At 68.1% G+C, this 24,368-nt stretch carries 23 protein-coding genes; 14 read left to right on the forward strand and 9 right to left on the reverse strand.

Annotated features, from left to right (window positions below; genetic code table 11):
- The gene (locus DL990_RS12830) at positions 1–1,842 is read right to left on the reverse strand and encodes a glycoside hydrolase family 5 protein (RefSeq protein WP_125798778.1); all 1,842 of its coding nucleotides are present in this window, start codon (positions 1,840–1,842) and stop codon (positions 1–3) included.
- 71 nt (positions 1,843–1,913) lie between these two features.
- Here DL990_RS12830 and DL990_RS12835 point away from each other — a divergent pair, with 71 nt between their 5' ends.
- The 3 genes from DL990_RS12835 to DL990_RS12845 all read left to right on the forward strand — a co-directional run bounded on the left by DL990_RS12835 (position 1,914) and on the right by DL990_RS12845 (position 3,953).
- Positions 1,914–2,468, forward strand: a complete 555-nt coding sequence (locus DL990_RS12835) for a cysteine hydrolase family protein (RefSeq protein WP_125781396.1) — start codon at positions 1,914–1,916, stop codon at positions 2,466–2,468.
- Between the two features lie 64 nt (positions 2,469–2,532).
- A complete protein-coding gene (locus tag DL990_RS12840; protein ID WP_125781394.1) occupies positions 2,533–3,519 on the forward strand; it encodes an aldo/keto reductase in 987 nt (328 codons plus the stop codon).
- Positions 3,519–3,953: a VOC family protein gene (locus DL990_RS12845; protein ID WP_125781392.1), complete on the forward strand. Its 435-nt coding sequence runs from the start codon at positions 3,519–3,521 to the stop codon at positions 3,951–3,953. The genes DL990_RS12840 and DL990_RS12845 overlap by 1 nt, the downstream gene beginning before the upstream one ends.
- Before the next feature lie 8 nt (positions 3,954–3,961).
- On the opposite strand, the gene DL990_RS12850 is transcribed toward DL990_RS12845, so the two are convergent.
- Positions 3,962–4,555 (reverse strand): hypothetical protein, encoded by a 594-nt coding sequence (locus tag DL990_RS12850; RefSeq protein WP_125798779.1) that lies wholly within the window; start codon positions 4,553–4,555, stop codon positions 3,962–3,964.
- Between the two features lie 186 nt (positions 4,556–4,741).
- On the opposite strand from DL990_RS12850, the gene DL990_RS12855 reads away from it, so the two are divergent.
- Positions 4,742–5,188, forward strand: coding sequence for a GNAT family N-acetyltransferase (locus tag DL990_RS12855; protein WP_125781389.1), 447 nt, complete (start codon positions 4,742–4,744; stop codon positions 5,186–5,188).
- 58 nt (positions 5,189–5,246) lie between these two features.
- Here the strand turns inward: DL990_RS12855 and DL990_RS12860 are convergent, their stop codons facing one another.
- Entirely contained in the window at positions 5,247–7,556 is a 2,310-nt protein-coding gene (locus tag DL990_RS12860) for a PQQ-dependent sugar dehydrogenase (RefSeq protein WP_233620450.1), read from the reverse strand.
- Positions 7,557–7,831: 275 nt separating this feature from the next.
- On the opposite strand from DL990_RS12860, the gene DL990_RS12865 reads away from it, so the two are divergent.
- From DL990_RS12865 to DL990_RS12875, 3 genes are all read left to right on the forward strand, one after another.
- Entirely contained in the window at positions 7,832–8,314 is a 483-nt protein-coding gene (locus DL990_RS12865) for a WD40 repeat domain-containing protein (RefSeq protein ID WP_233620451.1), read from the forward strand.
- A 148-nt stretch (positions 8,315–8,462) separates the two neighbouring features.
- Positions 8,463–9,590, forward strand: a complete 1,128-nt coding sequence (locus DL990_RS12870; RefSeq protein ID WP_125798780.1) for a sensor histidine kinase — start codon at positions 8,463–8,465, stop codon at positions 9,588–9,590.
- On the forward strand, positions 9,587–10,249 hold the full coding sequence (locus DL990_RS12875) for a response regulator transcription factor (protein ID WP_125794674.1): 663 nt from the start codon (positions 9,587–9,589) through the stop codon (positions 10,247–10,249). Before DL990_RS12870 ends, DL990_RS12875 begins: the two co-directional genes overlap by 4 nt.
- A 6-nt stretch (positions 10,250–10,255) precedes the next feature.
- Here the strand turns inward: DL990_RS12875 and DL990_RS12880 are convergent, their stop codons facing one another.
- Complete coding sequence (locus DL990_RS12880) at positions 10,256–11,134, reverse strand: alpha/beta fold hydrolase (protein ID WP_125798781.1); 879 nt, start codon at positions 11,132–11,134, stop codon at positions 10,256–10,258.
- Between the two features lie 202 nt (positions 11,135–11,336).
- Here DL990_RS12880 and DL990_RS12885 point away from each other — a divergent pair, with 202 nt between their 5' ends.
- Both DL990_RS12885 and DL990_RS12890 read left to right on the forward strand, forming a co-directional pair.
- On the forward strand, positions 11,337–12,596 hold the full coding sequence (locus tag DL990_RS12885; protein ID WP_125798782.1) for an HNH endonuclease signature motif containing protein: 1,260 nt from the start codon (positions 11,337–11,339) through the stop codon (positions 12,594–12,596).
- Between the two features lie 153 nt (positions 12,597–12,749).
- Positions 12,750–13,094 (forward strand): hypothetical protein, encoded by a 345-nt coding sequence (locus tag DL990_RS12890; protein ID WP_233598669.1) that lies wholly within the window; start codon positions 12,750–12,752, stop codon positions 13,092–13,094.
- 167 nt (positions 13,095–13,261) lie between these two features.
- Here DL990_RS12890 and DL990_RS12895 read toward each other — a convergent pair whose 3' ends face one another.
- Complete coding sequence (locus tag DL990_RS12895) at positions 13,262–13,897, reverse strand: TetR/AcrR family transcriptional regulator (protein WP_125798783.1); 636 nt, start codon at positions 13,895–13,897, stop codon at positions 13,262–13,264.
- Positions 13,898–13,995: 98 nt separating this feature from the next.
- On the opposite strand from DL990_RS12895, the gene DL990_RS12900 reads away from it, so the two are divergent.
- Both DL990_RS12900 and DL990_RS12905 read left to right on the forward strand, forming a co-directional pair.
- The gene (locus DL990_RS12900; protein WP_125798784.1) at positions 13,996–15,447 is read left to right on the forward strand and encodes an MFS transporter; all 1,452 of its coding nucleotides are present in this window, start codon (positions 13,996–13,998) and stop codon (positions 15,445–15,447) included.
- Between the two features lie 18 nt (positions 15,448–15,465).
- Entirely contained in the window at positions 15,466–16,668 is a 1,203-nt protein-coding gene (locus DL990_RS12905; RefSeq protein ID WP_233620452.1) for an FAD-dependent monooxygenase, read from the forward strand.
- A 9-nt stretch (positions 16,669–16,677) separates the two neighbouring features.
- Here DL990_RS12905 and DL990_RS12910 read toward each other — a convergent pair whose 3' ends face one another.
- On the reverse strand, positions 16,678–17,112 hold the full coding sequence (locus DL990_RS12910; protein ID WP_233620453.1) for a hypothetical protein: 435 nt from the start codon (positions 17,110–17,112) through the stop codon (positions 16,678–16,680).
- A gap of 60 nt (positions 17,113–17,172) precedes the next feature.
- Entirely contained in the window at positions 17,173–17,619 is a 447-nt protein-coding gene (locus DL990_RS12915) for a PPOX class F420-dependent oxidoreductase (RefSeq protein ID WP_125798786.1), read from the reverse strand.
- A 187-nt stretch (positions 17,620–17,806) separates the two neighbouring features.
- Here DL990_RS12915 and DL990_RS12920 point away from each other — a divergent pair, with 187 nt between their 5' ends.
- Both DL990_RS12920 and DL990_RS12925 read left to right on the forward strand, forming a co-directional pair.
- Positions 17,807–18,589: an endonuclease I family protein gene (locus tag DL990_RS12920; protein ID WP_125781371.1), complete on the forward strand. Its 783-nt coding sequence runs from the start codon at positions 17,807–17,809 to the stop codon at positions 18,587–18,589.
- Positions 18,590–18,734: 145 nt separating this feature from the next.
- Positions 18,735–19,067 (forward strand): hypothetical protein, encoded by a 333-nt coding sequence (locus tag DL990_RS12925; RefSeq protein ID WP_125798787.1) that lies wholly within the window; start codon positions 18,735–18,737, stop codon positions 19,065–19,067.
- On the opposite strand, the gene DL990_RS12930 is transcribed toward DL990_RS12925, so the two are convergent.
- Positions 19,036–19,680, reverse strand: coding sequence for an N-acetyltransferase family protein (locus tag DL990_RS12930; RefSeq protein ID WP_370451307.1), 645 nt, complete (start codon positions 19,678–19,680; stop codon positions 19,036–19,038). The two genes, DL990_RS12925 and DL990_RS12930, sit on opposite strands and share 32 nt — an antisense overlap.
- A 236-nt stretch (positions 19,681–19,916) precedes the next feature.
- Here DL990_RS12930 and DL990_RS12935 point away from each other — a divergent pair, with 236 nt between their 5' ends.
- Positions 19,917–21,680 carry a hypothetical protein gene (locus DL990_RS12935; RefSeq protein WP_125798789.1) on the forward strand — a complete coding sequence of 588 codons (1,764 nt, stop codon included), beginning with the start codon at positions 19,917–19,919 and terminating at the stop codon, positions 21,678–21,680.
- Positions 21,681–21,695: 15 nt separating this feature from the next.
- Here the strand turns inward: DL990_RS12935 and DL990_RS12940 are convergent, their stop codons facing one another.
- Positions 21,696–24,275 carry a glycoside hydrolase family 9 protein gene (locus DL990_RS12940; RefSeq protein ID WP_199746326.1) on the reverse strand — a complete coding sequence of 860 codons (2,580 nt, stop codon included), beginning with the start codon at positions 24,273–24,275 and terminating at the stop codon, positions 21,696–21,698.
- Positions 24,276–24,368: the final 93 nt, after the last annotated feature.

Consider the following 24,368-nt stretch of genomic DNA (forward strand, 5'->3'; position numbering starts at 1 on the left):
TCAGGCGCGGCAAAGCAGCGCGTCGGGGGTGCGACTCGAGCCGACCCTGCCGGTGTACGCGACACCGGCGACGTACTCGCCCGGCGCGCACTGGCCCTTGTAGTGGCCCGAAGCGAAGTCGCCGCCGGGCGTCCCGGACGACCGGTTGTCACCGCGGTCGAACCAGACCGTCCGGCCGGTGCGGCCCAGCGGAGTGGCGGACCGGCCGCACAACAGGGCGGAGAACGCCGAACCGGTGACGCTGTACCCGACAGCGGCGTGATCGGGCGGGCACTGCACCTTGGTGTAGCCCGACGCCCAGTCAGTGTCCACATAGGTCTCCCCGCGGACCACGGCATACCCGGCCGGGACGGCGAGCGTACCGGTGCACAGACCCCGGTTGCCGGTGTGGGAAAGACCGGTGAGCCGCTGGCCGTCGGGGCAGGAACCCTTGCGCGCGCCCGGGTTCCAGTCCGGCATCGAACGGACCGTGCGGGAAGCCTGGAAATCGGCGTAGTCGAGGTTCAGCATCGACCAGCGCTCGGCAGGCGGGATTCGACCGGACCGGGACGGCGCGTCCACCAGCCTTCGCCAGGCGGGGCCACGCCAGTCCGTGCCGTCGAGCACGTCGACACGCCGACCCGCCGTGTCCCACGACAGCAACGACCATCCGTTGCCCTTGCCGCCGTCATGGAAGCCGACCGCCGGCCAATAGGCGAAGTCGGTGTCGGTCTCGGCGAGATAGGCGACGAAGTTCTCGAACCAGGCGCGGCTCGCCGCGTCGGTGGTGTGGCGGCCTTCGCCGAACTCGCTGATCCAGAGCGGGGCGGTGTAGTGCTTGCCGGTCTCGGCCGAGACGAAGAACGCTTGCCGGTGAAGGACATCGCGCAGTTCCTGGGGTGACAGGTCGCGGTAGCGCGGATCGTGGGTCTCACCGGTGCCTGTCGCTCCGGAATGGTTCGGCCCGGTGTAGCCGTAGAAGTGTGCGGCGTAGACCAGCTTTCCGGAGTCCACGAGCGTATGCGACAGCGTCCGGGCAGGCTCCAGCGTGGGCCTTCCGTGGGGAAGGCCGTCCACGGGCAGGCCGGTCCAGTTGATGCCCTCGACGATGAGAAGCAGGTCGGGATTGGCCTCGGTCAGGATGCGATCGGCCACCCGCTGGCTCGCGCGCTGCCAGTCCGTGCCGTTTCCCCAGCCCCAATTGGGATCGTCGAAGACGTCGCGGCGGACTTCGTTGTACAGATCGGCGCCGACGACGCGTTTGTTCGCGGCGTAGCGGCGGGCCATGAACAGCCAGTCGTCCTGCCATCGCTGTTCGGTCTGCGCGGTGTTCCAGCGTTCGTTGCCGTCGAGGCCGCAGCACCAGCGAGAGGTCGTGGTGTGGTTGTTGAGGATCACCGCGAACCCGCGTGCGGTCAGCCGGGTGACGACGCGGTCGTAGACCTGCAACGGGGTCAGGCCGCGCAGTTCCGGGTTCGCCGGGAGGTCGGGGACCGGCTCGGTGTCGTGGATCATGGCGTTGGAGAAGGGAAGCCGGACGCTGTTCAGGCCCAGCTCCGCCAGCCCGTCGATGACGGTGTCGATCGACGCCCGATCCAGCCCCAGCGGTGTCTGATAGGCGATCTCACCGGCGTGGTGAGCGGCCGGATCACGCACGTCACCGGACCCGGTCCAGGTACCGCTCGCGCCGTGCCAGTTGGCGGCCTTCAGCTTGAACCGGTCGCCCGCCGCGTCGACGATGTAGCGGCCGCGCGTGCTGAGCGGTGCGGTCCAGGCATTCGGGTCCGCCGCGGCGCCGGTGGGCGGGGGAACCACGATTCCGGCGGTCACCAGTACGGCGAGCAGCACACTCTTGATCCTCACCCGCCGGAGGCTAACCAGTCGCGCGCCCGGTTGTATACGGACGTTCGGGTTACTGTTGATAGCTTCGCGGTATGACTACCGCGCTGATCATCGGCGACCTCCAGCGAGGGATCACGGGCAATTACCCGTTCGCCAAGCAAGTCCTGCCGCCGGTCGCGGCCCTGCTGCCCCGGGCGCGTGCGGCCGGCGCGCTCGTCGTGTTCGTGCACTTCGCGCTCCGGGGCAACGGCGCTGACCTGCCGGCGGGGAACGCGTTGTTCAAGACGTTCCACGAGGCGGGGGACACCTTCCACGAGGGCTCGGCCGGGACCGGGATCGCCCTGCCGGTCGCCGACGAGGACGTGGTCGTGCTGAAACGCCGTGCCAGCGCGTTCGCCGGCACGGATCTCGATCTGGTGCTCCGCGCCCGCGGCGTCGACACCGTCGTGATCGCCGGAGTCGCGACCAGCGCGATGGTGGCCGCGACGGCCTACGACGCGGCGGACCGCGGCTACCACGTGACCGTGCTGCGCGACGGTTGTGCCGACGGCGACCCGGCGATGCACGACTTCTTCGTGGACGCGGTCTTCCCGAGCCGCGGGTTCGAGGTCGCGACGTGCGCGGACTGGCTGGCCGGCGGCGAATAAATCGCGAGACCGGCTCGCTCGGGTATGGCACCGTGGTCGCCGAGCCGATCAAGGGGGAGCCGGAATGGACACGAGACGACTCGGGCGCACCGATGTCGAGGTGACGCGGCTCGGATTCGGCGGCGGCCCGCTCGGCGGATTGTTCGCGCCGTTGGACGACGGCACCGCGGCGGGCGCGCTGGCCGCGGCCTGGGACGCCGGGATCCGTTACTACGACACGTCACCGCACTACGGGATCGGGCATTCCGAGCGCCGGATCGGCGAGTTCCTGCGTTCGCGGCCGCGTGCTTCGTTCGTCCTGTCGACGAAGGTCGGCCGCCTGCTGGTCCCGCGGGAACCGGACGGGGAAAGGGATCCGGCGGGGTTCCACGTCCCCGCGACGCACGACCGGGTCCGCGACTACACCCGCGACGGGATCCGGCGCAGTGTCGAGGATTCCCTGGAGCGGATGGGCCTGGACCGGATCGACGTGCTGTACCTGCACGACGCCGAGGAGTTCTTCGACGACGCGCTGCGCGACGGCTATCCGGCCCTGGCGGAACTGCGGTCCGAAGGGATCGTCGGCGCGATCGGCGCAGGCATGTACGACACGGCCATGCTGACCACTTTGGTCAAGGAGACCGATGTCGACGTGGTCATGCAGTCCGGCCGCCACACCCTGCTCGAGCACAGCGCGCTCGACACGTTCCTGCCCGCGTGCGAGGAACGCGGTGTCTCGGTGATCGCGGCTTCGGTCTTCAACTCCGGGTTGCTCGCCGTGCCGAGGCCTGTCGCGGGAGCGCACTTCGACTACGAGGTCGCCACGCCGGAAATCCTGGCGCGGGCGAACAAGATCGCCGACGTGTGCGAGGCGCACGGCGTGACGCTTCCACAGGCGGCCATGGCCTTCCCGCTTCAGCATCCGGCCGTCGCCGGTATCGCGGTGGGAATGCGGTCCGCCGAGGAGGTACAACGCAACGTGGAGTCCTTCGCCGCGGAGGTACCAGCACCGGTCTGGGGCGATCTGAAGGCAGCGGGCTTGATCCGTTCGACAGCGACTAGGGTGGTCTGATGGTGTCGGTGAAACAGGTCCAGGTCACTTTCGACTGCGCGAAACCCGAGCGCCTCGCCCGCTTCTGGTGCGAGGTACTGGGCTACGTCGTGCCGTCGCCGCCGGACGGGTTCGCCACCTGGGACGACTACAACCGCACGCTGGCGCCCGAGAAGCAGGACGCCGGCTTCGCCTGCAGCGACCCCAACGGAGTGGGCCCGCGGCTGTACTTCCAGCGAGTGCCCGAAGGCAAGGTCGTCAAGAACCGGGTGCATGTCTGCGTGCGGGCCGGCATCGGACTCGTCGGTGAAGAGCGCCTCGCCGTCCTCCAGGCCGAGCGCGTCCGACTGACGGCGCTCGGCGCGGTCTGCGAGCGGGTCATGCTGGCCGACGAGGAGAACGAGTCCTGCATCGTGATGCAGGACATCGAGGGCAACGAGTTCTGCCTCGACTGAGGTCAGGTTCATCGCGCCTCCCGAATGCTGAACGTCGTGATGCAGAAGCCGCCGTCCTCCGTACGATCCGCGATCACGGTGCCCCTGGCGGACCGTCCTTTGACGACTCCGGCGACGTCGGCGAGGACGAACTTGGCGGTTCCGCCCGCCCTGGTGATCTCGACGCGGGAACCCAGCGGGAGAAGTGAGTCGATCTTGTCGTCCATGAACCGCTTCTGCGCCTCGCAGGCCAAGGCGATCGCTCCCGCCCTGTCGCTCCCGGCGATCTTCGCGAGAAAGTCCGTGACCGCCTGAACACCCTTCTCCGGCGGCTGCGGAGCCGGGCGTACGGTCACAGTGACCCTCGGGCGCGTCGTGCGGCTGACCGTCGTCCTGCTCGGGCTGCTCGGGCTGCTCGTCGGGCTGGAGGTCGTCGCCGGGCTGGAGGACGGGACGGGCAACGAGATCCCGGCGCTCTCGCGGAGCAGGAAGCCCGGAGCGGCGAAACCGGTGACGCAGAAGGCGACCAGCGCGATCACCGCGACCAGGATCCCGATGGCCACACCGGGCTTGACGGTCGAAGACTGGGTGTTCTGCTGGTCGGGCAGGCCTGGATAGCTCATCGGATTCACCTTCCGTGGGATCTGAAGTGGCGATCCGACGGAGCCCTGGCGGGGCGGGTTCCGATCCTTTCGGAGACCTTACGGCTCCCCGGCTTCTGTTCCGTGATAGGGAAAATCATGCTTTCGGCAGGTGTCGGCGATCCTTGCCGGGCAAAACTGTCGGTGGTCGCTGCCATACTCCCCGCCATGACGAACGAGGTGCGCCTCAGGGCTGTCGAGCAGGCCGATCTCGAAGTGTTCTTCGAACAGGAGCAAGACCCGGTCGCCGCCGGTCGTGCCGCCTTCACGCCGCGTGACCGTGAGCGGTTCATGAAGCATTGGGAGACCAGGGTGCTCGGCGATCCGGCGGTGACGGTGCGCACCGTTCTGGTCGGCGGCAGGGTCGCGGGAAACGTGGTGGCCTGGCCACAGGACGGCAGGCATTGGGTGGGTTATTGGTACGGAAGGGATTTCTGGGGAGGAGGTGTCGGATCGCGAGGTCTTGCGTTGTTCCTCGGCGAGATGCCGGTCCGGCCGTTGTACGCCGATCCGGTGGAGACCAACGTCGGGTCGGTCCGGGTGCTGGAGAAGTGCGGATTCCGGCTGTTGTCCGAAAAGGACGGTGAGCACGTGCTGCTCGTCCTCGACGAGTGATCCGCCGGGCGACCGTGCCCCGGCCGCGAGAAGCGACCGGGACACGGAAGGCGACGGGTCAGCAGGGCTGCAGCAGCCAGCAGAGCCGGTAGTTCGCCTGGTACGACGTGGACGTGCCCGGCGCGATGATGTTCTGCGTCCGCGCGCCGCCATGTGCCCAGCTGGTGTAGGCGTACTTCAGGTTGAGCGGTGGCAGTTTCTGCGGGCTGTCCGCGCTGATCGAGTTGGTGGATCCGGCGATCACCGTCCGGGAGAACGGCGTCCGCTGCTGCATGCCGCCGACGGTGAGCGTCGCTTGGCCGGGATTGGAGGTGAAGCTCAGCGACACCGTCTTCGGCTGCAGGTCGATGGTCTTGGTGCCGGTGCGGCCGCCCGAGTCGATCGCCGTGAGGGTCAGTTGCAGATATGACGGGTAGTCGTGGTCCGGTGCGACGAACGAGCCGGACGCGACGCCGGGGAAGTCCTGGACGTTGTGCGTATGACAGGTGCCGTTGGCCGCGCAGTGCCGGATCGCGAGCCGCCAGGACAGCGCCGACGCCGGGAGCTGACCGTCTTGGGCGTCGACAGCGCGGCCGGAGAACGCCACGGTCTCGCCGACGGACCAGGTCAGCGTGCCTGCCGGGCTGTCGATGACCGGCACCGGATCGAGGCCCTGCGGGTTACCGACGGTGACCCGCACGGTCGTGGTCGCGCCCGCGCCGTGGGAGTCCGTCACCCGTAGTCCCGCGTCGACGGCGGCCGCCACGGTGTAGGTCCAGGTGGGGTTGGCGGCCGACGAGTCGTCGTACGCGCCGTCGGCGTCGAGGTCCCAGGCGTAGGACAACGTGTCCCCGGCGTCCGGGTCGGTGGAAGCCGTGCCGTCGAACTGGACGGTCAGTGGCGCGGGTCCGCTCGCCGGGGTCGCCGTGGCCACCGCGGAAGGCGGCCGGTTGGTGCCGCCGGGATGGCTCACGCGACGGAGTTCGCCGCTGCCCAGCGCGACGTAGAACAGGTCACCGCCCGGTCCGGTGAGTACCTGCACCGGCGTGTTGACACCGGTCACGAACGGTACGAGACGGCTCGCGTCCGGCTGGCCGTTCACGGCCTGCATGGCCCAGATGCAGCCGCGGGAGGAGTCGGAGAAGAACAACGCGCCGGAGTACTCGGCGGGGTAGTTGCTCCCGGACTCGAAGGCGATGCCGCTGATCGAAGAGCCGCCGGTGGGACACGGATCGCTCGCCACCACCTTGGCACGGTGGTTGTAGGCGTAATACGGCGTGGCGTGCCCACCGGAGGTGTAGAGGGACTCGCACCGGTCGAGGTTCGCGCCGTCGTAACCGGCCTGCCTGGCTCCACCCTCGAAACAGGGCCAGCCGAAGTTCTCCGCCACACCGTCGCCGACGTCGGCGACGCGGTTGATCTCTTCCCAGGTGTCCCAGCCGACGTCACCCGCCCAGAGCTCACGGGTGCCCGGCCGGAACCCGAACCGGAACTGGTTCCGCGCACCGTAGGCGATCACCCGCCGGGCGTTGGCGTCGGCGCTGTTCGCGAAGGGGTTGCCGGGCACGCCTTCGCCGGTGTCGGGATCGATGCGCAGCAACGTGCCGTTGAGCAGGACCGGCTGCCCGGCGGGGCGTCGCGGCGACTGCGAACGCAGTGCGCCACCCTCGGCCGCGGGCGGCGTCAGGTTCGTCCCGGCGGGTGAGGGCGGATCGGCGCAAGGGTTCCCGACCTGGCCGTAGTCGGCGAAGGTGAAGCTGGCGCCGTCGCCGCCGCCCGCGTACAGGGCGCCGTCCGGCCCGAAGGCGAGAGCGCCGACGGAGTGGCTGGGGAACTGCTGGCACCAGCCGGTGACCAGCGGCTTCTCGCTGACGGCCGTGCCTGCCGAGCCCATGGTCAGCTGGGAGACGCGGCCGGTGACGACGCAACCTTTGTCGGTCGCGCCCGGCGGGGTCGGGCAGGTGTCACCCCACCGCGGCGCGGTACCGCCGGGCTCCGCGTCGAAGGTGTAGGAGACGTAGACGTACGGCCTTGCGGGAAAAGCGGGGTCGACGGCCAGCCCGAGCAGGCCGCGGTCCCAGAAATCCTGTGTCTGCGGACGGAGATCGGCGAAAGTCGTCGCCGTCGTGTCGGCGAGTGAATCGAAGACCTTGACCAGGCCGCTCTTCTCCGCGACGAACACCCGGCCGTCCGGCGCGAACGCGGTGGCGGTCGGCGAGCTGAGCCCGCCGATCGCCACCGTGTCGGTGAAACCGGCGGGCACGGCGGCTTCGGCGGGCAGCACGGTGACGAGCCCGACGGCGAGCGCGCCGATCAGCGGGCCGATCACGCCCGCCGCCAACGCACGTCGTGATCTTCGGGGGAACAAGGAACGACGAGAACTCAACACACGGAACTCCTCCTGCGCGGGGACCGGACATAACGCGGCAGCTGTCCGGTATGGCGTGCCGAGACCCAAAGTTGTTACGTCGCTGACAGAAATGCGCACAAGTCGCTGAAGAAGAACCGGGTGGACGGGCGCCGTCCGGAGGTCTCATGTGGCGGAGTTGGAAAAAGAATCACCACGTTCGACAGAATGTTTGTCATTCGAATGTCCTTTTGAAGATGTATTCGCCTGTCTGTTCCGTTCTTCTTGATATGAGTGCGCTGAACGGCGTATGTGATATGCGTCGATGGTTTCGGGAGGCCGCGCCGCCGCAGATCTCCTTCGCCACGAAGAGCGGGGAGTTCCGGGACATCCGGACGCTCACCGGGCACGCCCTGCCGGTCACGAGCCTCGCGTTCGGTCCCGATGGGCGATCCCTCGCCAGCGGCAGCGACGACAGGACCATCACCGTCTGGACCTTGGCCGACGGCACGATGAAAAGCACCCTTCGCGGGCACACCGACATGGTCCTGGCACTGGCCTATTCACCGGACGGCGCGACGTTGGCCTCCGGAAGCCAGGACGGAACGCTCCGCCTGTGGGACGTCGCCACCGGTCTCCAGATCGGGCGTCCACTCGAGTCCGGGGCCGGCTACGTCTGGTCGCTCGCGCCCTCGGCCGACGGCGCGAGCCTCGTGGCCGCCAACGGATCGACGGTCGTCGAATGGCCGTTGAGCCGGGGAGCGTGGCTGGACCGTGCCGGCCGGCCGGTCGCGTCCTGACCGACGGACGAGCGGAATCGCTACCTGCGGGGAGAGGCCTCTCTACGCCCCTGTGCGTGACCAGCCACGCGCCGCGGGAAGGTCGCGCTCGTAACCGCGTGTGGAGCGGCATGTGGACGATTCACCCGTTCGGAATAAGCTCTGCCCCGTGGGTAACCTTCGGCGGGTCTCGGAGCTGTGGCGGCGGCGGTGTGGCCCGGTCTGGTATCTCCCGGTCGCTTTGGCGCTCTTCGTCGGTTCGCTGCTCCCCGCGTTGCACAGCCACGGCACACAGTTCGGCGGGATGCCGAACCGTCCCTACGACGTCCTGGCCGTCGCTGGAGTCGTTCTCCAGTGCGTTCCGCTCGTCGTTTGCCGCCGGTGGCCGGTCACCTGTTCCGCCCTGGTGTCGCTCGGGTTCGCCATCGATCAGTTCGGGGGCTATCACTCGTTCGCGGGCACCGCGCTGCCGATCGCCCTGCTGACCGTGGGGCTTCGGCTGGAACGTCACCGTCGCTTGGCGGCGATCGTGTTCTCCGCGGCGTACGTCGGGGCGGCGGTCGCGTTCACGCTGCTCGGTGGGACGGAGTCACTGACCGGCTATGTGACCTTCTATCTCGCGCTGGTGCTGGCGTGGGGGTTCGGGACCTGGCTGCGGTCCGACCGGGGCGCGGAGGCGGAACGACGACGCCGCGTCGCCGAGGAGACGCGGGCGGCCGAACGAGCGCGCATCGCCGCCGAGCTCCACGACGTCGTGACCCATCACGTCACGGCGATGGTCGTGCAGGCCGAAGCGGCCCGGTACCTCACTGACGCGCGGCTCGAGCGGAGCCTGACCGCCGTCGCCGACACCGGACGGCTGGCCATCGCCGATCTGCGTCACCTGCTCGACGTGATCGACCCCGGCCACGGGGCCGAAGCGATCCCGACGCTGGTGGAGCGCACACGCTTGGCGGGGCAACCAGTGGAGTACACCGAGAAGGGCGAGCCCGAGGCGCCGGCCGGAGACGCCGGTCCCGTCGCCTACCGCGTCGTACAGGAGGCGTTGACCAACGCGCTGAAACACGCCCGCGGCAGCCGTACTTCGGTGCGGGTGCACCACGGCGACGGGGAGATCACCGTCGCCGTCGACACGGACGAGTCCGGTGGGCACGCGGGGTCGCCGGACGGCGGCGGACGAGGACTCGCCGGGCTGCGCGAACGGATCGACGGCCTGGACGGCGATTTCAGCGCGGGCCGCCGAGGGGACGGCGGGTTCTCCGTCCGTGCCCGCATCCCGGCGAGGACTCCGTCGTGACCGCGCCGACCCGGGTCCTGGTCTGCGACGACCAGATGCTGGTCCGCACCGGACTGGTGACGATCATCGACGCGCAGCCCGATCTCGAGGTGGCGGGCGAATGCGGGGACGGGCGGGCCGCCGTCGAACTCGCCGCCCGCCTCCGTCCCGACGTCGTGGTGATGGACGTGCGCATGCCGGTGCTCGACGGTATCGAAGCCACTCGTCTGCTCGCGGGCGCCGGTGTGGCCGAACCCGGCAAGGTGCTGGTGGTGACCACGTTCAATCTCGACGAGTACGTCTACCGCGCACTGCGCGCCGGTGCGAGCGGGTTCCTGCTCAAGGACACCCCGCCCGACCGGCTGCTGCACGGGATCCGCACCGTGGCCGCCGGCGCGGCCCTGTTGGATCCCGAGGTGACACGTCAGCTGGTGGGCCGCTACGCCGCCAGGATCCGGCCCGCGGAGGACGAAAATCCGGGCGACAGCCCGCTGACTCCCCGGGAACTGGAGGTGCTCCGCCTGATCGCGGACGGCCTCTCCAACAGTGAGATCGCCGCGACCCTCATGATCAGCCAGGAGACCGTCAAGACGTTCGTGTCGCGCATGCTCGCCAAACTCGGTCTCCGCGACCGGGTCCAGGCGGTCATCTACGCCTTCCGCCACGGCCTTGTCACCTGAACTGTCCTAAGAGGACTTCGCGGCTTCGTCGGTGACGCGCTGAATCGTGCGAACGGCGAGGTCCGGCTGGTCGACGTAGATGTAGTGCTCACTGGTCGCCGCGGTGCTCAGATTGCCGCGGGCGGACAGCGCGAGCCATTTACGCTGACCCTCGGACCACGCCTGCTCCAGGGCGGCGCCGTACTCGGGGACGGCCGCGAGATACGGCTTGCCGTGCTGGATCACCTCGACCGGGATGGTCCCGGCCGGGCGGACCTCGCCGTCGGGGACCACCAGCTTCTCCGGACCCTGCCCCGCGATCACCGCCAAGGTCTGGTCCCGCAGTTCGGCCGCCATACCGGTGGCCGACTGCGGGATGTGCTGCCGCAGATCGGCGGCCTGGGTCGGAGACGTGGCGTCCATCAGCACCAGCCCCTTGACCCGGTCCTGATGGTCGGGGGCGTACCTGCCGGCGATCAACCCGCCGAGTGAATGCCCGGCCAGCACGACCGGCTTACCGCCGGCGACCCGGTCGATCACCCCGGTCAGGATCTTCCCGGTGCTCTCGAAACTCTGCGGTCCGTCAGGCTGGTCACTGGCGCCCGCGCCGAGCCGGTCGTAAGAGCAGACCTGACCCTGCGCGGCCAACGTGTTCTGGAGCCCCGCCAGCTTCCCGACATCGTCGCCTCCGCCGTGCAGCAGGACGACGACCGGCCGCCCCTCGACCGGATCACCCGCACACGACACGTTCACCGAACGCTCGCCGACCTTGATCTTCTGGGTTCCGGTGAACGCGACACGATCTTCCGCGGACGACTCCGATTCCGTGGCTTCGTCGCAAGCCGAAAGCGCAACACCGGCCACGGCGCAGCACAGCGCGATCAGAGCGGATGCCTTACGGGACATGATGAACTCCTGGTACAGGGGGACGATTCACGGCAACGCTACGGATCTCGCAGCCGGGAATCGTCACCATGCGGAGGACATCTGCGCGTAGCTCTCACGGGGGACAAGGCGGCTTGAATCACCCTTCAGTGTTGTTCGTTCGATTTCGTTGTCGCTTAAAATTACGAACGCCTGTTCGATTGTTTTGCGGTATTCTTGAGGGGTGTCCGAGACCTTTCTTCCCGAGTTGCCGCAGGAACTGTGGCGTGCCGGCAAGCTGGAGCTTGCCCATGGCGTGCGACAGTCGTTGCAGGTGATCAGGATGGCCACCGCTGGACTGGGGCGATTCTTGGCGGAGGTCGAGTCTCGTGGCGTCAAGGACTTGTACGGGTATGGCCGTACGGCGAACTGGTTCGCTGATGTGGCGGGGTTGTCGGTGGGTGAGGCGCGTGCGGTGGTGAATCGCGCGATCGCGTTGAACCCGACCCGCGCTTTGGACGGGACCGAAGTTCCTGCTGTCGCGCCCGCTACCGCCGCGGTGGCTGCGGAGGGTTTGGTCGGGGATGAGCGGATCGATCAGATCCTGGAGATCTTGAAGAAGCTTCCGGCCGATACCTCTGTTGAGGATCGGGCGAGTGCGGAGAAGATCCTCGCCACCCTCGCCCGCGACGCCGGACCCCGCCAGCTCGCCGACGCCGAAGCGAACCTGCTCGCCTGGCTCGACCCCGACGGCAATGAACCGAAGGATCCCGAACCCGCTCAGCCGCGCCGGGAAATCACCTTGGAGCGCCGCAAAGACGGTTACTGGAAACTCACTGGCTTGCTCGATGACGAAACCGGTGCCCGCACAGCGGCGGCTTTGGAGGCCTATGCGCAACCACGGCCGGTGGACGAGTTCGGCCAAGCCGATCTGCGGATGAAATGCGAACGCATGGGTGACGCCTGGGTCGACATCCTCGACTTGGCGATCGCGTGCCCGGATCAGCCCGGGACCAGCGGCTACCGCACTCTGCTGCATGTCACCATCGGCCTCGACGAGTTGAAGTCCGGTCTCGGGACCGCCTGCTTGGACTTCGTCGGGACGATGACCGCTCGCGAGGCACGCCTCGCGGCCTGCGACTGTCTCATGTTGCCGGTCGTGATGAGTGCGGCCGGTGAACCTCTCGATGTGGGGCGGCTGCGACGGTTCGTCACTCCCGGCCAGAGACGCGCGCTCAACATCCGGGATGGCGGCTGCGCGTTCCCTGGGTGTCATCGGCGGCCGAAGAACTGTCACGCTCACCATATTCATCACTGGGCAGACGGAGGTCCCACCGATCTCCGGAATCTTGTGCTGCTGTGCGGTTTTCATCACCGGCTGATCCATCACGGTGATTGGCAAGTCCGGATGGCGGGCGATGGGTTACCGGAGTTCATCCCACCGCAGTATCTGGACCCGCTACGAAGATCCCGGCGTAACACCTTGCACCGCACCGCCGCTTGATTCGAGGAGCCCGTCGGTCACACCGGCGACGGGCTCCTCGTCATGCCCGAAGCACAGACAAGTCCCTGCAAGGCAATGCCCAGGCTGCTCTCGACCGAGTGTGACCGCAGGCGGCGACCCCATCGGGACGGGGCGATGCGACGGTGGTCGGGAATGGCCGCGACGTACAACCGCGGCGAGGGGCGAAGCGCCAGGCCGAGATCCCGGCACCGGTTCGAAGAAGAAGCTCAACGATCTGATGGCGCAGTTGAGGCCGACCTGAGCCAGGAATCGCTCGGCGTTCTCGTCGACTGGCGGGAGGTCGGCGGCATCTCGTTCCGCGGTGTCGCGGACGAAGACCTCACGATCACCGAGATCACCCGGCTCGCCCCAGAACAGACGTTGCCCGTGCGCTACCGGCCGGCCGTCATGGACCACTACGTCGCCCTTGCCCGGGACGCGGACCCCGCCCATGTGCGGCAGCTTTCTGACGAGATCGCGACCCGCAAGCGGGCCTGACCCGAAGCCATTGGCCGGATCATCTGCCGGTATCGGTGCCGCATCCGCCCCACAGGGGATGGTCGATCGCTCGTCCTGTCCGGAGCCCGTCGCGGACCCCGGCCCGGATCGCCCAGGCACGTCGCGGCGGGGACGTGCCCGCCGCCGCAGTGTCCGTCCATTTTGGATCAGCCGTAGGCGCGTAGGAATACGTCCACCCCGTCGTCGAGGATCGCGAGGATCTCCGACTTGCCGACCGTGCCTGCCAGGTCGTCGTTGACCACGTCGAGGACCAGGCGCATCGTCAGTGCGACGAAGTGCTGCATGGCGCGCCGCGGGTCGGCCGGCCGGAGCCTGCCGTCCGCCGCGAACTTCGCGAACCGTTCCTCCATCATCCGTTCGGGCTGGTCGCGCGCCGCTTCCGGCAGTCGCGGCGCCACGGGGGCCTGCGAACTCAGCCGCCGGAACGTCGCGTAGTCCGAGGTGGGGAACATTCCCGTCGTCACCCGCCGCGCGAAGCCGAGCAGGGCGGCGCGGATGTCCCTGTCGTCGGTGAGTTCTTCGTCGATCGCCTTGTGCACGGTCGCGACCACGGCGTCGTTGGCGCGGCCGAGGACACTGCGGAAGAGGGTCTGCTTGTCGCCGAAGTGGTCGTAGACGGTGCGTTTGGACACGCCGGCCCGCGCCGAGATCGCGTCGACGCTGGTGAGTTCGTATCCGTCCGACACGAACAACGCCTCGGCCGCGTCGAGGATGGCCGCCTGCTTGGCCTCGGCCTGCAGTCGCCTGCCCGGTGTCCGCGCGGTCGCTTTCGGGGTCGCCATGTTCTCATCGTATTCTCAGCCGTAGAAAACTGCACCGTGTAGTGTAGATTTTGAGGCGGATACGCCGCCTTTCCTCCATCCCGCACAAGGAGTCCTTTATGCAGGAGAGCAGGATCGGCAATCCCGGCGCAGGACCGCATACGAGGTGGAACAGGCGGCTCATCGGCCTCGTGGCCGTCCTGGTCCTGGTCAACTTCATGGTCGACACGGCCATCACGGCGCCGCTGCTCGTCCTTCCGGAAATGCTCGACCACTTCGGCACCGATCAGACGGCGTGGCTCAACGCCAGCGCGATGCTGGCGGGCGTGATGTGGGCGCCGCTGCTCGGCAAGAGCGCCGACGTGCACGGCAAACGCAAGGTGCTCGTACTGACGTTGCTGCTCAGTTGCGCCGGCGCGCTCATCTGCGCGGTGGCCCCGAATATCTGGGTCTTCGTGCCCGGACGACTGTTGCAAGGGTCGGCCGTGGCCGCCCTGTTCCTCTCCGTCGCGATCGTCCGGGAGATCTGCGCGCCCCGGATCGCGATGGTCGTGGTGGGCATCGTGACCTCCGGATCCGCGGTGCTCAACATCGGTTCCCGTTTCCTCACCGAGAAACTGGCCGCGGAGTTCGGCTTCCAGATCTTGTTCGTCGTATCGGCCGTCGTCGCCATCGCGATGGCGATCTGCGTGCGCCGCGTCATTCCCGAGTCCGTGCTCAGGACGCCGGGCCGGATCGACGTCGGAGGTGCGCTGCTCCTCGGCGGCGGCCTGGCCGGGGTGCTCGGCTATGTCAGCCTCGGCTCGGAGTTCGGCTGGTTCGCCGTCGGCCCGATGGTCCTCCTGATCGGCGGCGTCGTGGCCTTGGCCAGGTGGTTCCTGGTCTCGAGCCGGAAGCCCGATTCGCTGATCGACATCCGGAACCTCGGCGCGCCTTTGGCGCTCACACTGCTCGTGCTCGTGCTCAGCACCGGTTCGTACCAGAGCATGCTCCAGCTCATCCCGCTGGTCAGCGATGTCTCGGCGGGGCAAGGGCTCGGGTACGGACTGGCGGGCCAGGGAACGCTGGCACTGCTGCTCGCGGCGCCCGGTATCGGCGTCATGATCGGCGGTCCGGTAGCCGGGGTGCTCGCCACTCGCGTCGGGCCGGCGATGACCTTGGCAGGTGGGATCGCACTCGGGACCGTGGGAACCATGGGGATGTTCCTCGGTGTCTCCCAGTTCCCGGTCGCGGTGTTCTTCGCTTTCCTGCTGGGTTTCACGGTCGGCGTGCTCGGAACCTCCGGCTTCAACCTGGCGGGCAGCCTGGCACCCGCCGAACGGCAGGGCATCGTCTCCAGCCTGGTCATGGTCGTCATCGCGATCGGATCGGTGGTGCTGGATTTCGTGGGCGCGGCGGTGCTCAAGTCGACCACCGTGTCCGTCGGCGGCGAAACCGTGAATTCGGGAACGGGTGTCTTCACCTACATCACGATCGCTTCCGTGGCCTTCGCGATCGCGGCGGTACTCGTCGTCTTGCTGGTGCGAAAGTCTCCACACAACAACAAAACGCCCTCACCGGCGTCTCTTTGACGGAATCGGAGAATGGAAATGAACACGGCAAAAGGAACAGTCCTCGTCTCCGGCGCGAGCATCGCCGGACCGGCCGTCGCATTCTGGTTGCGGCGGTACGGGTTCTCGGTGACGGTGGTGGAGAAGGCGGGCGGACTGCGAGGAGGCGGATATCCGATCGACGTCCGGGGCACCGCGCTGGAGGTGGCCCGCCGGATGGGGATCCTGCCACTGCTCCATGAAGCGCATATCGAGACGCGTTTGCTGACGTTCCTTGATTCCACCGGCGGAGAGGTGGCGTCGGTGCATCCGCAGGCGGTGGTCGGCGGGGTCGAAGGGAGCGATGTCGAGGTGCGGCGTGGTGACCTGGCGGAGATTCTGTACGGAGCCACCCGCGACGACGTGGAGTACGTATTCGGCGATTCCATCGACGCGCTCGAAGAACACGAGAACGGTGTCGAAGTCACCTTCCGCAGCGGAACACGGCGCGCGTTCGACCTGGTCGTGGGTGCCGACGGACTGCACTCGCGCACCAGGGAACTCGTCTTCGGGCCCGAGCATCCCTATCACCGTTATCTGGGATATTGCTTCGCCGGATTCACGATGCCCAACGAGTTCGGCCTGTCGCGAGAAGGTGTGCTCTGGACCGTGCCCGGCCGCGGGGCGGCGCTCTACGCGGTCAAGGGCAGCGAGCGGATCCACGGTTTCCTGGTCGCCGCTCGCCCCGAGCCGCCGTACGAGGTGCTTCGCGACCCCCAATCGCAACTGGACCTCATCGCCGCGACCTTCGCCGGCGACGGCTGGGAAATCCCGGCCATGGTCACCGCGATGCGCGGCGCGGACGACCTGTTCTTCGACACCATCAGCCAAATACACCTGCCGCGCTGGTCCAGCGGCCGGATCGCCTTGGTCGGCGATGCCGCCTACGCGCCGTCGTTCCTGACCGGGCAGGGTTCCAGCCTCGCCCTGGTGGGTGCCTACATGCTCGCCAGGGCACTGACCGTCCACCGTGACCACATCGCCGCGTTCGACGCCTACGAAAACGACACGCGGGGATTCGTCGAGGTGAACCAGGCGCAGGTCGGCGTGGGCGACGCGGCGCTCTTCCCGGTCACCGCCGAAGCCCTCGCGCGACGCGACAGCCGGCTGCGTGGCCTGATCACCTCGGCGCCGGAAACCGGGCGATCGGCCCATACCGCTCTCACGCTGCCGGAGCCCGTCGCAGAGCCGCAGCGAGGCTGAAACTCGCGGCTAGCGCGGTGTCGTCGACAACGTCGGTGTCGGCGACACCGAGTCGCGTTCGACGGAAAAGACGGCGAGGAAATAGTTCGCCTGGGCGCAGTTGACGTTCTCCCCACCGGTGAGTTCCGCGGCGAGCGTGTCGCGCTCGACGGTCAGTTCGGCGCCGTCCTCGGCGCAGCCCGGCAGGACGAAGGCGAAACCGCGCCGGTCGGAGGGCAGGGCGAACGACAAAGCCCCACTGACTTCGTCCAGGTTCGTCAGCTTGGCGCGTTCGAGGGTTCGCTGGAGCTCCTGAGCAGCGGCCGTTCCGAGTTCCACTGGCCGCAGGCCCACCAACCGGGTGCTCGTGCCTTTGAGTCTCGCGAACGCCTCCAGCTTCGCCGGATCGTTGCCAATGCCACATCCCGCCACCAGTAGTAGAAGGCACGCTGCAATCCATTTCATACGCCGAGGACGTAGCGGACCGCTCCGCCGGTTGCGCCGCTTGGGTATCTAATCGAGACGTCAGGCCTGTGTGCCTGGCTCGAGCCTTCCCGGCCGGAAAGGCTCGACGCCGACGACGTGGCGAGAGCGGATCGGCTCGACGAGCACCTTGACCCGCCGTTCGCCCGGGATCCGCCATTCGAAACGGTCGGTTCCGACGTACTTCTTCGCCAGCCGGTCCATGCAGTGATCCGCTTCGTCGCCTTCGACGAACTCGACGGCCCGGCCGTGGATCACGACGCGGTCGTAGGGGTTCTCCGTGTCCAGGCATGACAGCGACACGCGGGGATCGCGGCGCAGGTTCTCTTCCTTCACCCTGCCGACGGCGGTGTTGAACACGATGTGGTCGCCTTCGAGGTCGATCCACATGGCGGACACCTGGGGTGAGCCGTCCCCGTTCACCGTGGCCAGGTGCCAGAACTTCGGTGCCGCGATCCAGCCGCGGATCTGCTCGTTCAGCCCAGCCACGCAGGCCTCCAGTGAGTCCGGATCAGGACGACGATTGTCGCGCGGACGAGCGTGGATGTCGACCGACGGCGTGGTGCCTATTGACACCCATGACAGTATTTTTCCAACTAGACGACTAGTGCGTTGCCGGGGTTGTGGCTGAGCAGACGACGATCCGGGTCGGCGCCTCTGGGGAGAGGACCTGTCCATGCAGCCAACCCGTCGTATCTCTCTCGTTCTCGCACTCGGCGCCGCGGCGGGGATCGCGTTCGCGTCGCCGACCATGGCGGGGCCGTCCACCGCCGCGGACGACTACTACCAGGACGCGCTGGGCAAGACCGGGCCCGAGCTCAAGGCGGCACTGCACGGGATCATCAGCACCAACACCAAACTGACCTACGAACAGGTGTGGGACGGGATCAGGGCCACCGACGAGGACCCGGCCAACCCGGCGAACGTCGTGCTGCTCTACAGCGGCCGCTCGCAGGCGAAGACCGCCAACGGCGGCGAGGTCGACGACTGGAACCGCGAGCATGTCTGGGCCAAGTCGCACGGCGACTTCGGCACCGCCGTCGGACCCGGTACCGATTTGCACCACCTGCGAGCGGAGGACGTGTCCGTCAACAGCACCCGCGGGAACAAGGACTTCGACGCCGGTGGCTCGCCGGTCGGCGAGGCGCCGGGGAGTTCGACCGACGACGACTCGTTCGAGCCGCGGGACGCGGTCAAGGGCGATGTGGCCCGCATGATCCTGTACATGGCCGTCCGCTACGACGGCACCGACGGTTTCGCCGATCTCGAACCCAACGACGCCGTCGACAACGGCTCCAAACCCAACATCGGCCGCCTCTCGGTCCTGCTGACCTGGAACACCCAGGACCCGCCCGACGCTGCCGAGCAGCGCCGTAACCAGGTCATCTACGACCGGTTCCAGCACAACCGCAACCCGTTCATCGACCACCCGGAATGGGCCGCCTCCATCTACGGATAGCGCCGCCGCAGCGAGCTCCTATCGCCCCAAAAGGCAGTTTCCGTGGTCCCTTGGGCGATCCCTTCGAACGCGTCAAATGTGTGCCGAGGACAATATCGTCCTTTCTTGTCTCATTCGGCCATATTTGCCGCACGGAGGGAAGAACATGCGAAAGAGCATTCGGAGGATCGGCGGCGCGGTCGCCGCGACGGCGGTGGCGGGCGGCGTCATGGTCGCGGCCGCCGCGCCTGCACAGGCGAGCTTCGTCACGCCGGTGTACGGGATGACCTGCGACACCGGCTACAACTCGAGCTATCGGGCCTGGGGAGTCTGCTGGGCGCCCATTCCGGCGAAGTGGAAGCTGCGGGTGGACTGTATGTTCGGCGGAACGTACGACACGATTTGGCACTACCCGCCGCAGAACGAGTGGTACCGGATCGACCACCACGTCAGCTGCAACATCGGCGTCAACTCGGTCCACGTCGTCGAGGGGACCTGATCGGTGGTCGACGAGTGAGCTTCCGGTGGAAGCACACCCGGTCCTGGCCGGGGCCGTCGTAGTCGCTGTGCAGGGGGAGGCCGTCGGTCACCCGGTCGCCGGTTTCGAGCGTGAACCCCATGGCCTGGTGAAAGGCGATGGATCCGGTGTTGCCCGGCGAGGTGACCGCACGGACTTCCGTGCGGCCCGCCTCGGCGGCGCGCTGGAAGAAAGTCGTATACAGGCGGCGGGCCGTTCCCCGGCCGCGAAGGTTCGGATCCACTCCCACGAAATGGATGTACGCCTCGGTGGCATTGTCCGGTGCGTGGAAGCCGACGAGGAATGCCCTGATGCCCGCTTCGTCCTCCAGGACCAAGCTCGTGCTGGAGAAGAATTGCAGGAAAAGTTTGGGAAGCAGAAGCGAAAGCTCGCGAGCCTGAGCGGGATTGCGCGAATCGCCCCACCATTCCTGTACGCATTCGACGATCGTGCCGTGGTCGGAGACATGAGCTCGGCGGGGCTCGGGCATAGCATTCCCTTCTCGGAAGCCAAGGCTTGACGATCTTGGTTCGACACCGTTTCTACCAGGTGTCGACCGAGGTGGCACGGCCGCTCGACGGTGATTTTCCACCATGCCCGTGAGTAACACCGAATACGCACGCGTGAATTCATAGCACGGTGCTGGAGCGAGAGATCGTTTTCCCGTGCTGTAGAATCCTGACCCTGGGTGATGATCATCGGCTCGGCGTTGTGTCGGCGGATCATCTGTTGAGAACACTGGGGTTTCTCGGACTATCCGTGATGGATGAGCTGGACGCTGCGGTCCGTGGCTCTGTTGCCGGATTTCCGGACAAAGCAGGGGAGTAACACGTGTGCAGCGTTCAACTGACCGATCCGCCGTCGGTGGCGGATCCGGGCGGCCGCGACGGGGACAGACCGAGCGGCGATGGCCGGGCGTCCACGCGCCGGGGGATCCTGGGAGCCTCCCTCTCGGTCATCGTCGGCACGGTGCTGATCGCCGTCCACGCGAGCTTCTACGGCAACTGGATGATCGATGACGCGGCCATCACGTTCGCCTACTCCCGGAACCTCGCCGACGGCTTCGGGCCGGTGCTCCAGCCGGGGGCCGAACCCGTCGAGGGCTTCTCGAACCCGGTGTGGATGGCGCTGCTGGCCCTCGGCAAACTGCTCGGCCTGTTCGACCACGGCACGATCTTCGGCGTCCCCGATTACGTCCTGTTCCCCAAGGGATTGGCACTGCTTTGCTGCATGGCCATCCTGGCACTGGTGTACGTCGGGGCGAAGCGCCTGACGCCCCGGCCCGCCTTGGTCACCCTGATCGCCGGGACGGCGCTCGCGGTCAATCCCTCGTTCGTCATCTGGTGCTTCTCCGGTCTGGAGAACTCGGTCTACGCCCTCATGGTCACCGCTCTCGCCGTGGTCATCCTGTGCGGCGTCGACTCCGGCACGCTCCTGACCGCGAAGATCGCCATGTCGGCAGGCGCGCTCGCCGCCCTCGCCGGGCTGAGCCGTCCGGACGGGGTCATCTACGCGGCCGCGTTCCCGATCGTGGTCGCGCTGTTCACCCGCCGCGGCGGCGTGCCTCCCGCCATCCGGGCGGTGCTGCTGTCCGCCGCCGGGTTCGTCGTCCCCTTCGGCGGCTACCTGCTGTTCCGCTGGATCGAGTACGGGCGTCTGCTGCCCAACACGGCGATCGCCAAGGCACAACCGCTCCCGGCCATCACGGACATCGCCAAGGCCGGGACGGTCCTCCAGTACGCGGGCTGGCTGCTGGTCGCGGTCGCGGTCGTCTGCCTCGCGCTGGTGATGCAGAAGCCGTCCAAACTCCGCGCGGGCGTCGTCGCGCTCCTGGTCCCGTTCGCGTTGTCGGTGATCGCCTTCTGCGTCCTCCAGGCCGACTGGATGGGGCAGCTCCGGTTCGCGACCCCGATCTGGGCGCTGGGTGCGCTCGGTGGCGCGATCGTGATCGTCGAGACCCTGCGGAAGGCGCGTATCCGAGGCCGGATCCTGCTGACGGCCACGCTCGTCGTCGCGACGGCGTCGTCGATCAGCGGATTCCACATCCAGGGCAAGAGTTACCGCGCCGTCCCGAAGACGCCGTTCTGCAGCGTGGTCGAGCGCGACGCCAGGGTCACCAACGGCGTGGCGGATCTCCTCAAGCTGCCAGGCTCGGCGAAGATCGGCGTGATCGACCTCGGCGGGATGGCGCTGGTCAGCAGGCTCCAGGTGGTCGACCTCGCCGGTCTCGCCGACCGCGTCATCGCCGACTACCTGAGCACCGCCGATTTCGCCGGAGTGCGACGCTACGTCTTCGACGAGCTCAGGCCGGAGCTGATCTCGTTCGTCGGCACCTGGGACACCACGCTCGGCTTCGCCCAGGACGAACGGTTCGGGCAGGAGTACGAAGTGCTCTACCGCAGCCCCCGTGACCCGTCCGCGTTCGGTGACGTCGGAGTGTGGGTGCGCAAGGATCTCGTGCGCGACCCCGCGGTTCTCGCCGCGGCACAGCGCTACGTCACCACCGAGACGCAGAAGGTCGTCGCGGCGAACTCGGTCGCACATCTGCGGTCCTGCGGGGACACGCTCCGCCCCGGCCAGACACCCCGGCCCTGACGCTCACCCCGGCCACTAGGGCGCGCACCGCCCGCCGTCGACCGCGAACTCCGCCGGCGACCGGTGCGCGCCCGTGCCGTCCGCGTTGAAACCGATCGACACCGACGCGCCCGGCGCGATCCGGGCGTTCCACGGCGCGTTGCCCGCCCGGACGGCCGCGCCGGTCTGACTCCACGTGGCGTTCCATCCCTGCGTGATCCGCTCCTCGCCGTCGAACGCGAAGGTCAGGGCCCAGCCGTCCCATGCGGTCGTGCCGGTGTTCTTCACGGTGAGCGCCCCGGTCAGGCCCGTCTGCCAGGTCGAGGCCGTGTACGTCACCTGACAGTTCGCCGCGGTCGGAGGCGGGGCGGAATGCTCGGCCACCCAGTTCGACAGCCACGCGAACGCCGAGTTCCAGTTGACCGTGACCTCGTTGAGCGAGTACGCCTCGATGTGGTCGACCCAGCACCGTTGCGGCGCGCAACCGGGCAGCAGCCGCTGCGCGACCGGGTCCTGCAACGCGCTGTTGGGCCCGCCGGACAGGACACCGGGCGGCGCTGTCGGCAGCGACGGGGCCAGCTGGTTCGCCCAGTGCCGGTGGTGCACGTTGCGTACCGGCCGATCGCCCCAGCCGGAGACATACGAGAAACCGACCGGATTACGGCCCAGCAGGTAATCCATCGTGGCGAAAGCGCCGTCCCGGTACTTCGCCGCGCGGGTGAGGTCGTGGGCGAGGCCCAGCACCATGCCGTTGTTGGCGACCAGCCCGTTCGATCCCCACTCGTAGCCGCCGTCGCCGGTCCGGTACGGCGCCGGATGCCCGGCGGACGCCATGGTCGCGAGGTGTGCGTCCGCGGTCGTGACGATCGCGGACCGGATCGGCGCCGTGGGCACGTCGCGCGGTGTGAGTACCAAGGACACGTCACCGAGCGCGCCGGTGGCTCCCCAGTCGAATCCGCGAGCGTTGAAGCTCTTTCCCCCGAACAGCGGTGAATTCGTCACGTCCGTGCGGTAGCGGCCGGTGGTCACGTACAGCTCGGCCGCGGCCCAGTAGAACTCGTCGGTCACCGTGGGATCGCTGTACGAGCCACCGCCGATGCCGTCGTCCGGGTCGGCGATCATGCCGGGATGCGCCTTCGCCGCCGCGTACGCCTTCTCCGCGGCTGAAAGCGCGCGGGCCGCGAAGGCGGCGTCGTAAGGCGCCCACAGCCGGGAGGCCTGTGCCGCCACCGCCGCGAGGTTCAGGGTCGCCGCCGTGCTCGGCGCGGACAGCCTGCGCGGCTGGGCATCCTCGTGCGGCAGGGTGGGCAGGCCGGTCCATTGCTCGTCGTGGATCTTGTGGTGGGCCATCCCTGCCAGCGGCCGCCCGTCGGGGACCTGCATGCTCACCAGGAATTCGAGTTCCCACCGCGCCTCGTCGAGCACGTCCGGCACGCCGTTCGACCGCTCGGGAACGGCTAACGTGCCGTCGCCGAGCGCCGCCTTGTCACCGAGCAGCGCGGCACGCTCGTAGGCGTTCTGCAGCTGCCACGCGGCGATGCCACCGTTCACCACGTACTTGCCGTGGTCGCCGGCGTCGTACCAGCCGCCGCGCACGTCGAGGGTGTACCCGCACTCCAGGCCCGCCCGGCAGGGTACGTCGTCGTCCCCTCGGTTCGGCGCCACGTTCATGTGTCCGGCGGGCCGCGCGTACTCGGCGCCCACGTACCGGGCTTCGATCGGGGTGCCGCTGCGCTGGTGGTAGAAGAACGCGAGCGAGTCGGACCGCAGCCCGGTCATGGCGTTCGCGGAGATGTCGAACGGGTGGCTCACGTCGGCGCCGACGCTCAGTGTGTAGCCGCCGCCAGGCCGGTCGTAGGACGAGAAGTCGATGACGTGGACGTTCTCGTTCGATGCGGCGTCATGGCCCTTCGGAGTGGTCTGGCCGGTGGTGACGGAGGTGCCCGCGCCATCCCGCAGCGTCCATGTCAGCGGGGTGGCCGACCCGGTCGCGAGGCTGGCCTGTTTGGGCAGGCCGGGCATGTAACCGACCTGGTTCACCCGCAGCGGGCCCGCCGGTTCCACTCCCGGTGGCGGCAGCACGCCGCCGACGAGGGACACGTTGTCGACGCAGATGGTGTTGTCGAAAGACTGTCCGCCGAACCAGAACGCGAACTGACCGTTGCCCGCCGCCGGAAAGTCCACTGTGGACTGAAAGGTCAGGGTGAAGGTCTGCTTGGCGGGGGTGACGGCCACGTCGGTGCGCGCGAGTTGCCGGTACGGGGCGACGGACTCACCCGCGACCGCCGAGATCCGCTGTTCGACGACCGCCCGCGCGTCGAACTTCATCGTGTAGGTCTGGCCTGCCTCGTACGGCACGCCGTTCTGACCGGACAAGGCGTCGTACCCGTTGGCCGTGCCGCCGGTGACATCGACGCAGTATTCCCCGCCGGTCACCGAGGCGCGGGTGTTCGCGCCTGCCCACCAAGGTTCGCCGCCGACCGCCGAGAAGTCGCCGTTCACGATCCGCTCGTACCCGGCGGCCTCCTCCGCGGCCGAGGACGACGCTTGCGGAACGACCGCGACACCCGCGACGAGTCCGGCGGACAGCACTACACGCCAAATGTCGATCACCACGTCGTGATCCTTTCGAAGGCCGACTGATTGGGAGCGCTCCCACAATCTAGCCCGATATCCCGTCGCGGGGAAGACCGCGCTCCGGAATCACTG

Origin of the sequence: Amycolatopsis sp. WAC 01416, assembly GCF_003947485.1 — a bacterium.
In the GTDB taxonomy this organism is placed as follows: Bacteria; Actinomycetota; Actinomycetes; order Mycobacteriales; family Pseudonocardiaceae; genus Amycolatopsis.

What these genes read in the sequence shown, in the direction of transcription:
- DL990_RS12920 (WP_125781371.1), top strand. Translation starts at nt 17,807, where the DNA reads ATGCAGCCAACCCGTCGTATCTCTCTCGTTCTCGCACTCGGCGCCGCG.
- DL990_RS12905 (WP_233620452.1), top strand. Translation starts at nt 15,466, where the DNA reads ATGAACACGGCAAAAGGAACAGTCCTCGTCTCCGGCGCGAGCATCGCC.
- DL990_RS12855 (WP_125781389.1), top strand. Translation starts at nt 4,742, where the DNA reads ATGACGAACGAGGTGCGCCTCAGGGCTGTCGAGCAGGCCGATCTCGAA.
- DL990_RS12900 (WP_125798784.1), top strand. Translation starts at nt 13,996, where the DNA reads ATGCAGGAGAGCAGGATCGGCAATCCCGGCGCAGGACCGCATACGAGG.
- DL990_RS12840 (WP_125781394.1), top strand. Translation starts at nt 2,533, where the DNA reads ATGGACACGAGACGACTCGGGCGCACCGATGTCGAGGTGACGCGGCTC.
- DL990_RS12835 (WP_125781396.1), top strand. Translation starts at nt 1,914, where the DNA reads ATGACTACCGCGCTGATCATCGGCGACCTCCAGCGAGGGATCACGGGC.
- DL990_RS12865 (WP_233620451.1), top strand. Translation starts at nt 7,832, where the DNA reads ATGCGTCGATGGTTTCGGGAGGCCGCGCCGCCGCAGATCTCCTTCGCC.
- DL990_RS12895 (WP_125798783.1), bottom strand. Translation starts at nt 13,897, where the DNA reads ATGGCGACCCCGAAAGCGACCGCGCGGACACCGGGCAGGCGACTGCAG.
- DL990_RS12880 (WP_125798781.1), bottom strand. Translation starts at nt 11,134, where the DNA reads ATGTCCCGTAAGGCATCCGCTCTGATCGCGCTGTGCTGCGCCGTGGCC.
- DL990_RS12890 (WP_233598669.1), top strand. Translation starts at nt 12,750, where the DNA reads ATGGCCGCGACGTACAACCGCGGCGAGGGGCGAAGCGCCAGGCCGAGA.
- DL990_RS12925 (WP_125798787.1), top strand. Translation starts at nt 18,735, where the DNA reads ATGCGAAAGAGCATTCGGAGGATCGGCGGCGCGGTCGCCGCGACGGCG.
- DL990_RS12930 (WP_370451307.1), bottom strand. Translation starts at nt 19,680, where the DNA reads ATGGTGGAAAATCACCGTCGAGCGGCCGTGCCACCTCGGTCGACACCT.
- DL990_RS12910 (WP_233620453.1), bottom strand. Translation starts at nt 17,112, where the DNA reads ATGAAATGGATTGCAGCGTGCCTTCTACTACTGGTGGCGGGATGTGGC.
- DL990_RS12845 (WP_125781392.1), top strand. Translation starts at nt 3,519, where the DNA reads ATGGTGTCGGTGAAACAGGTCCAGGTCACTTTCGACTGCGCGAAACCC.
- DL990_RS12850 (WP_125798779.1), bottom strand. Translation starts at nt 4,555, where the DNA reads ATGAGCTATCCAGGCCTGCCCGACCAGCAGAACACCCAGTCTTCGACC.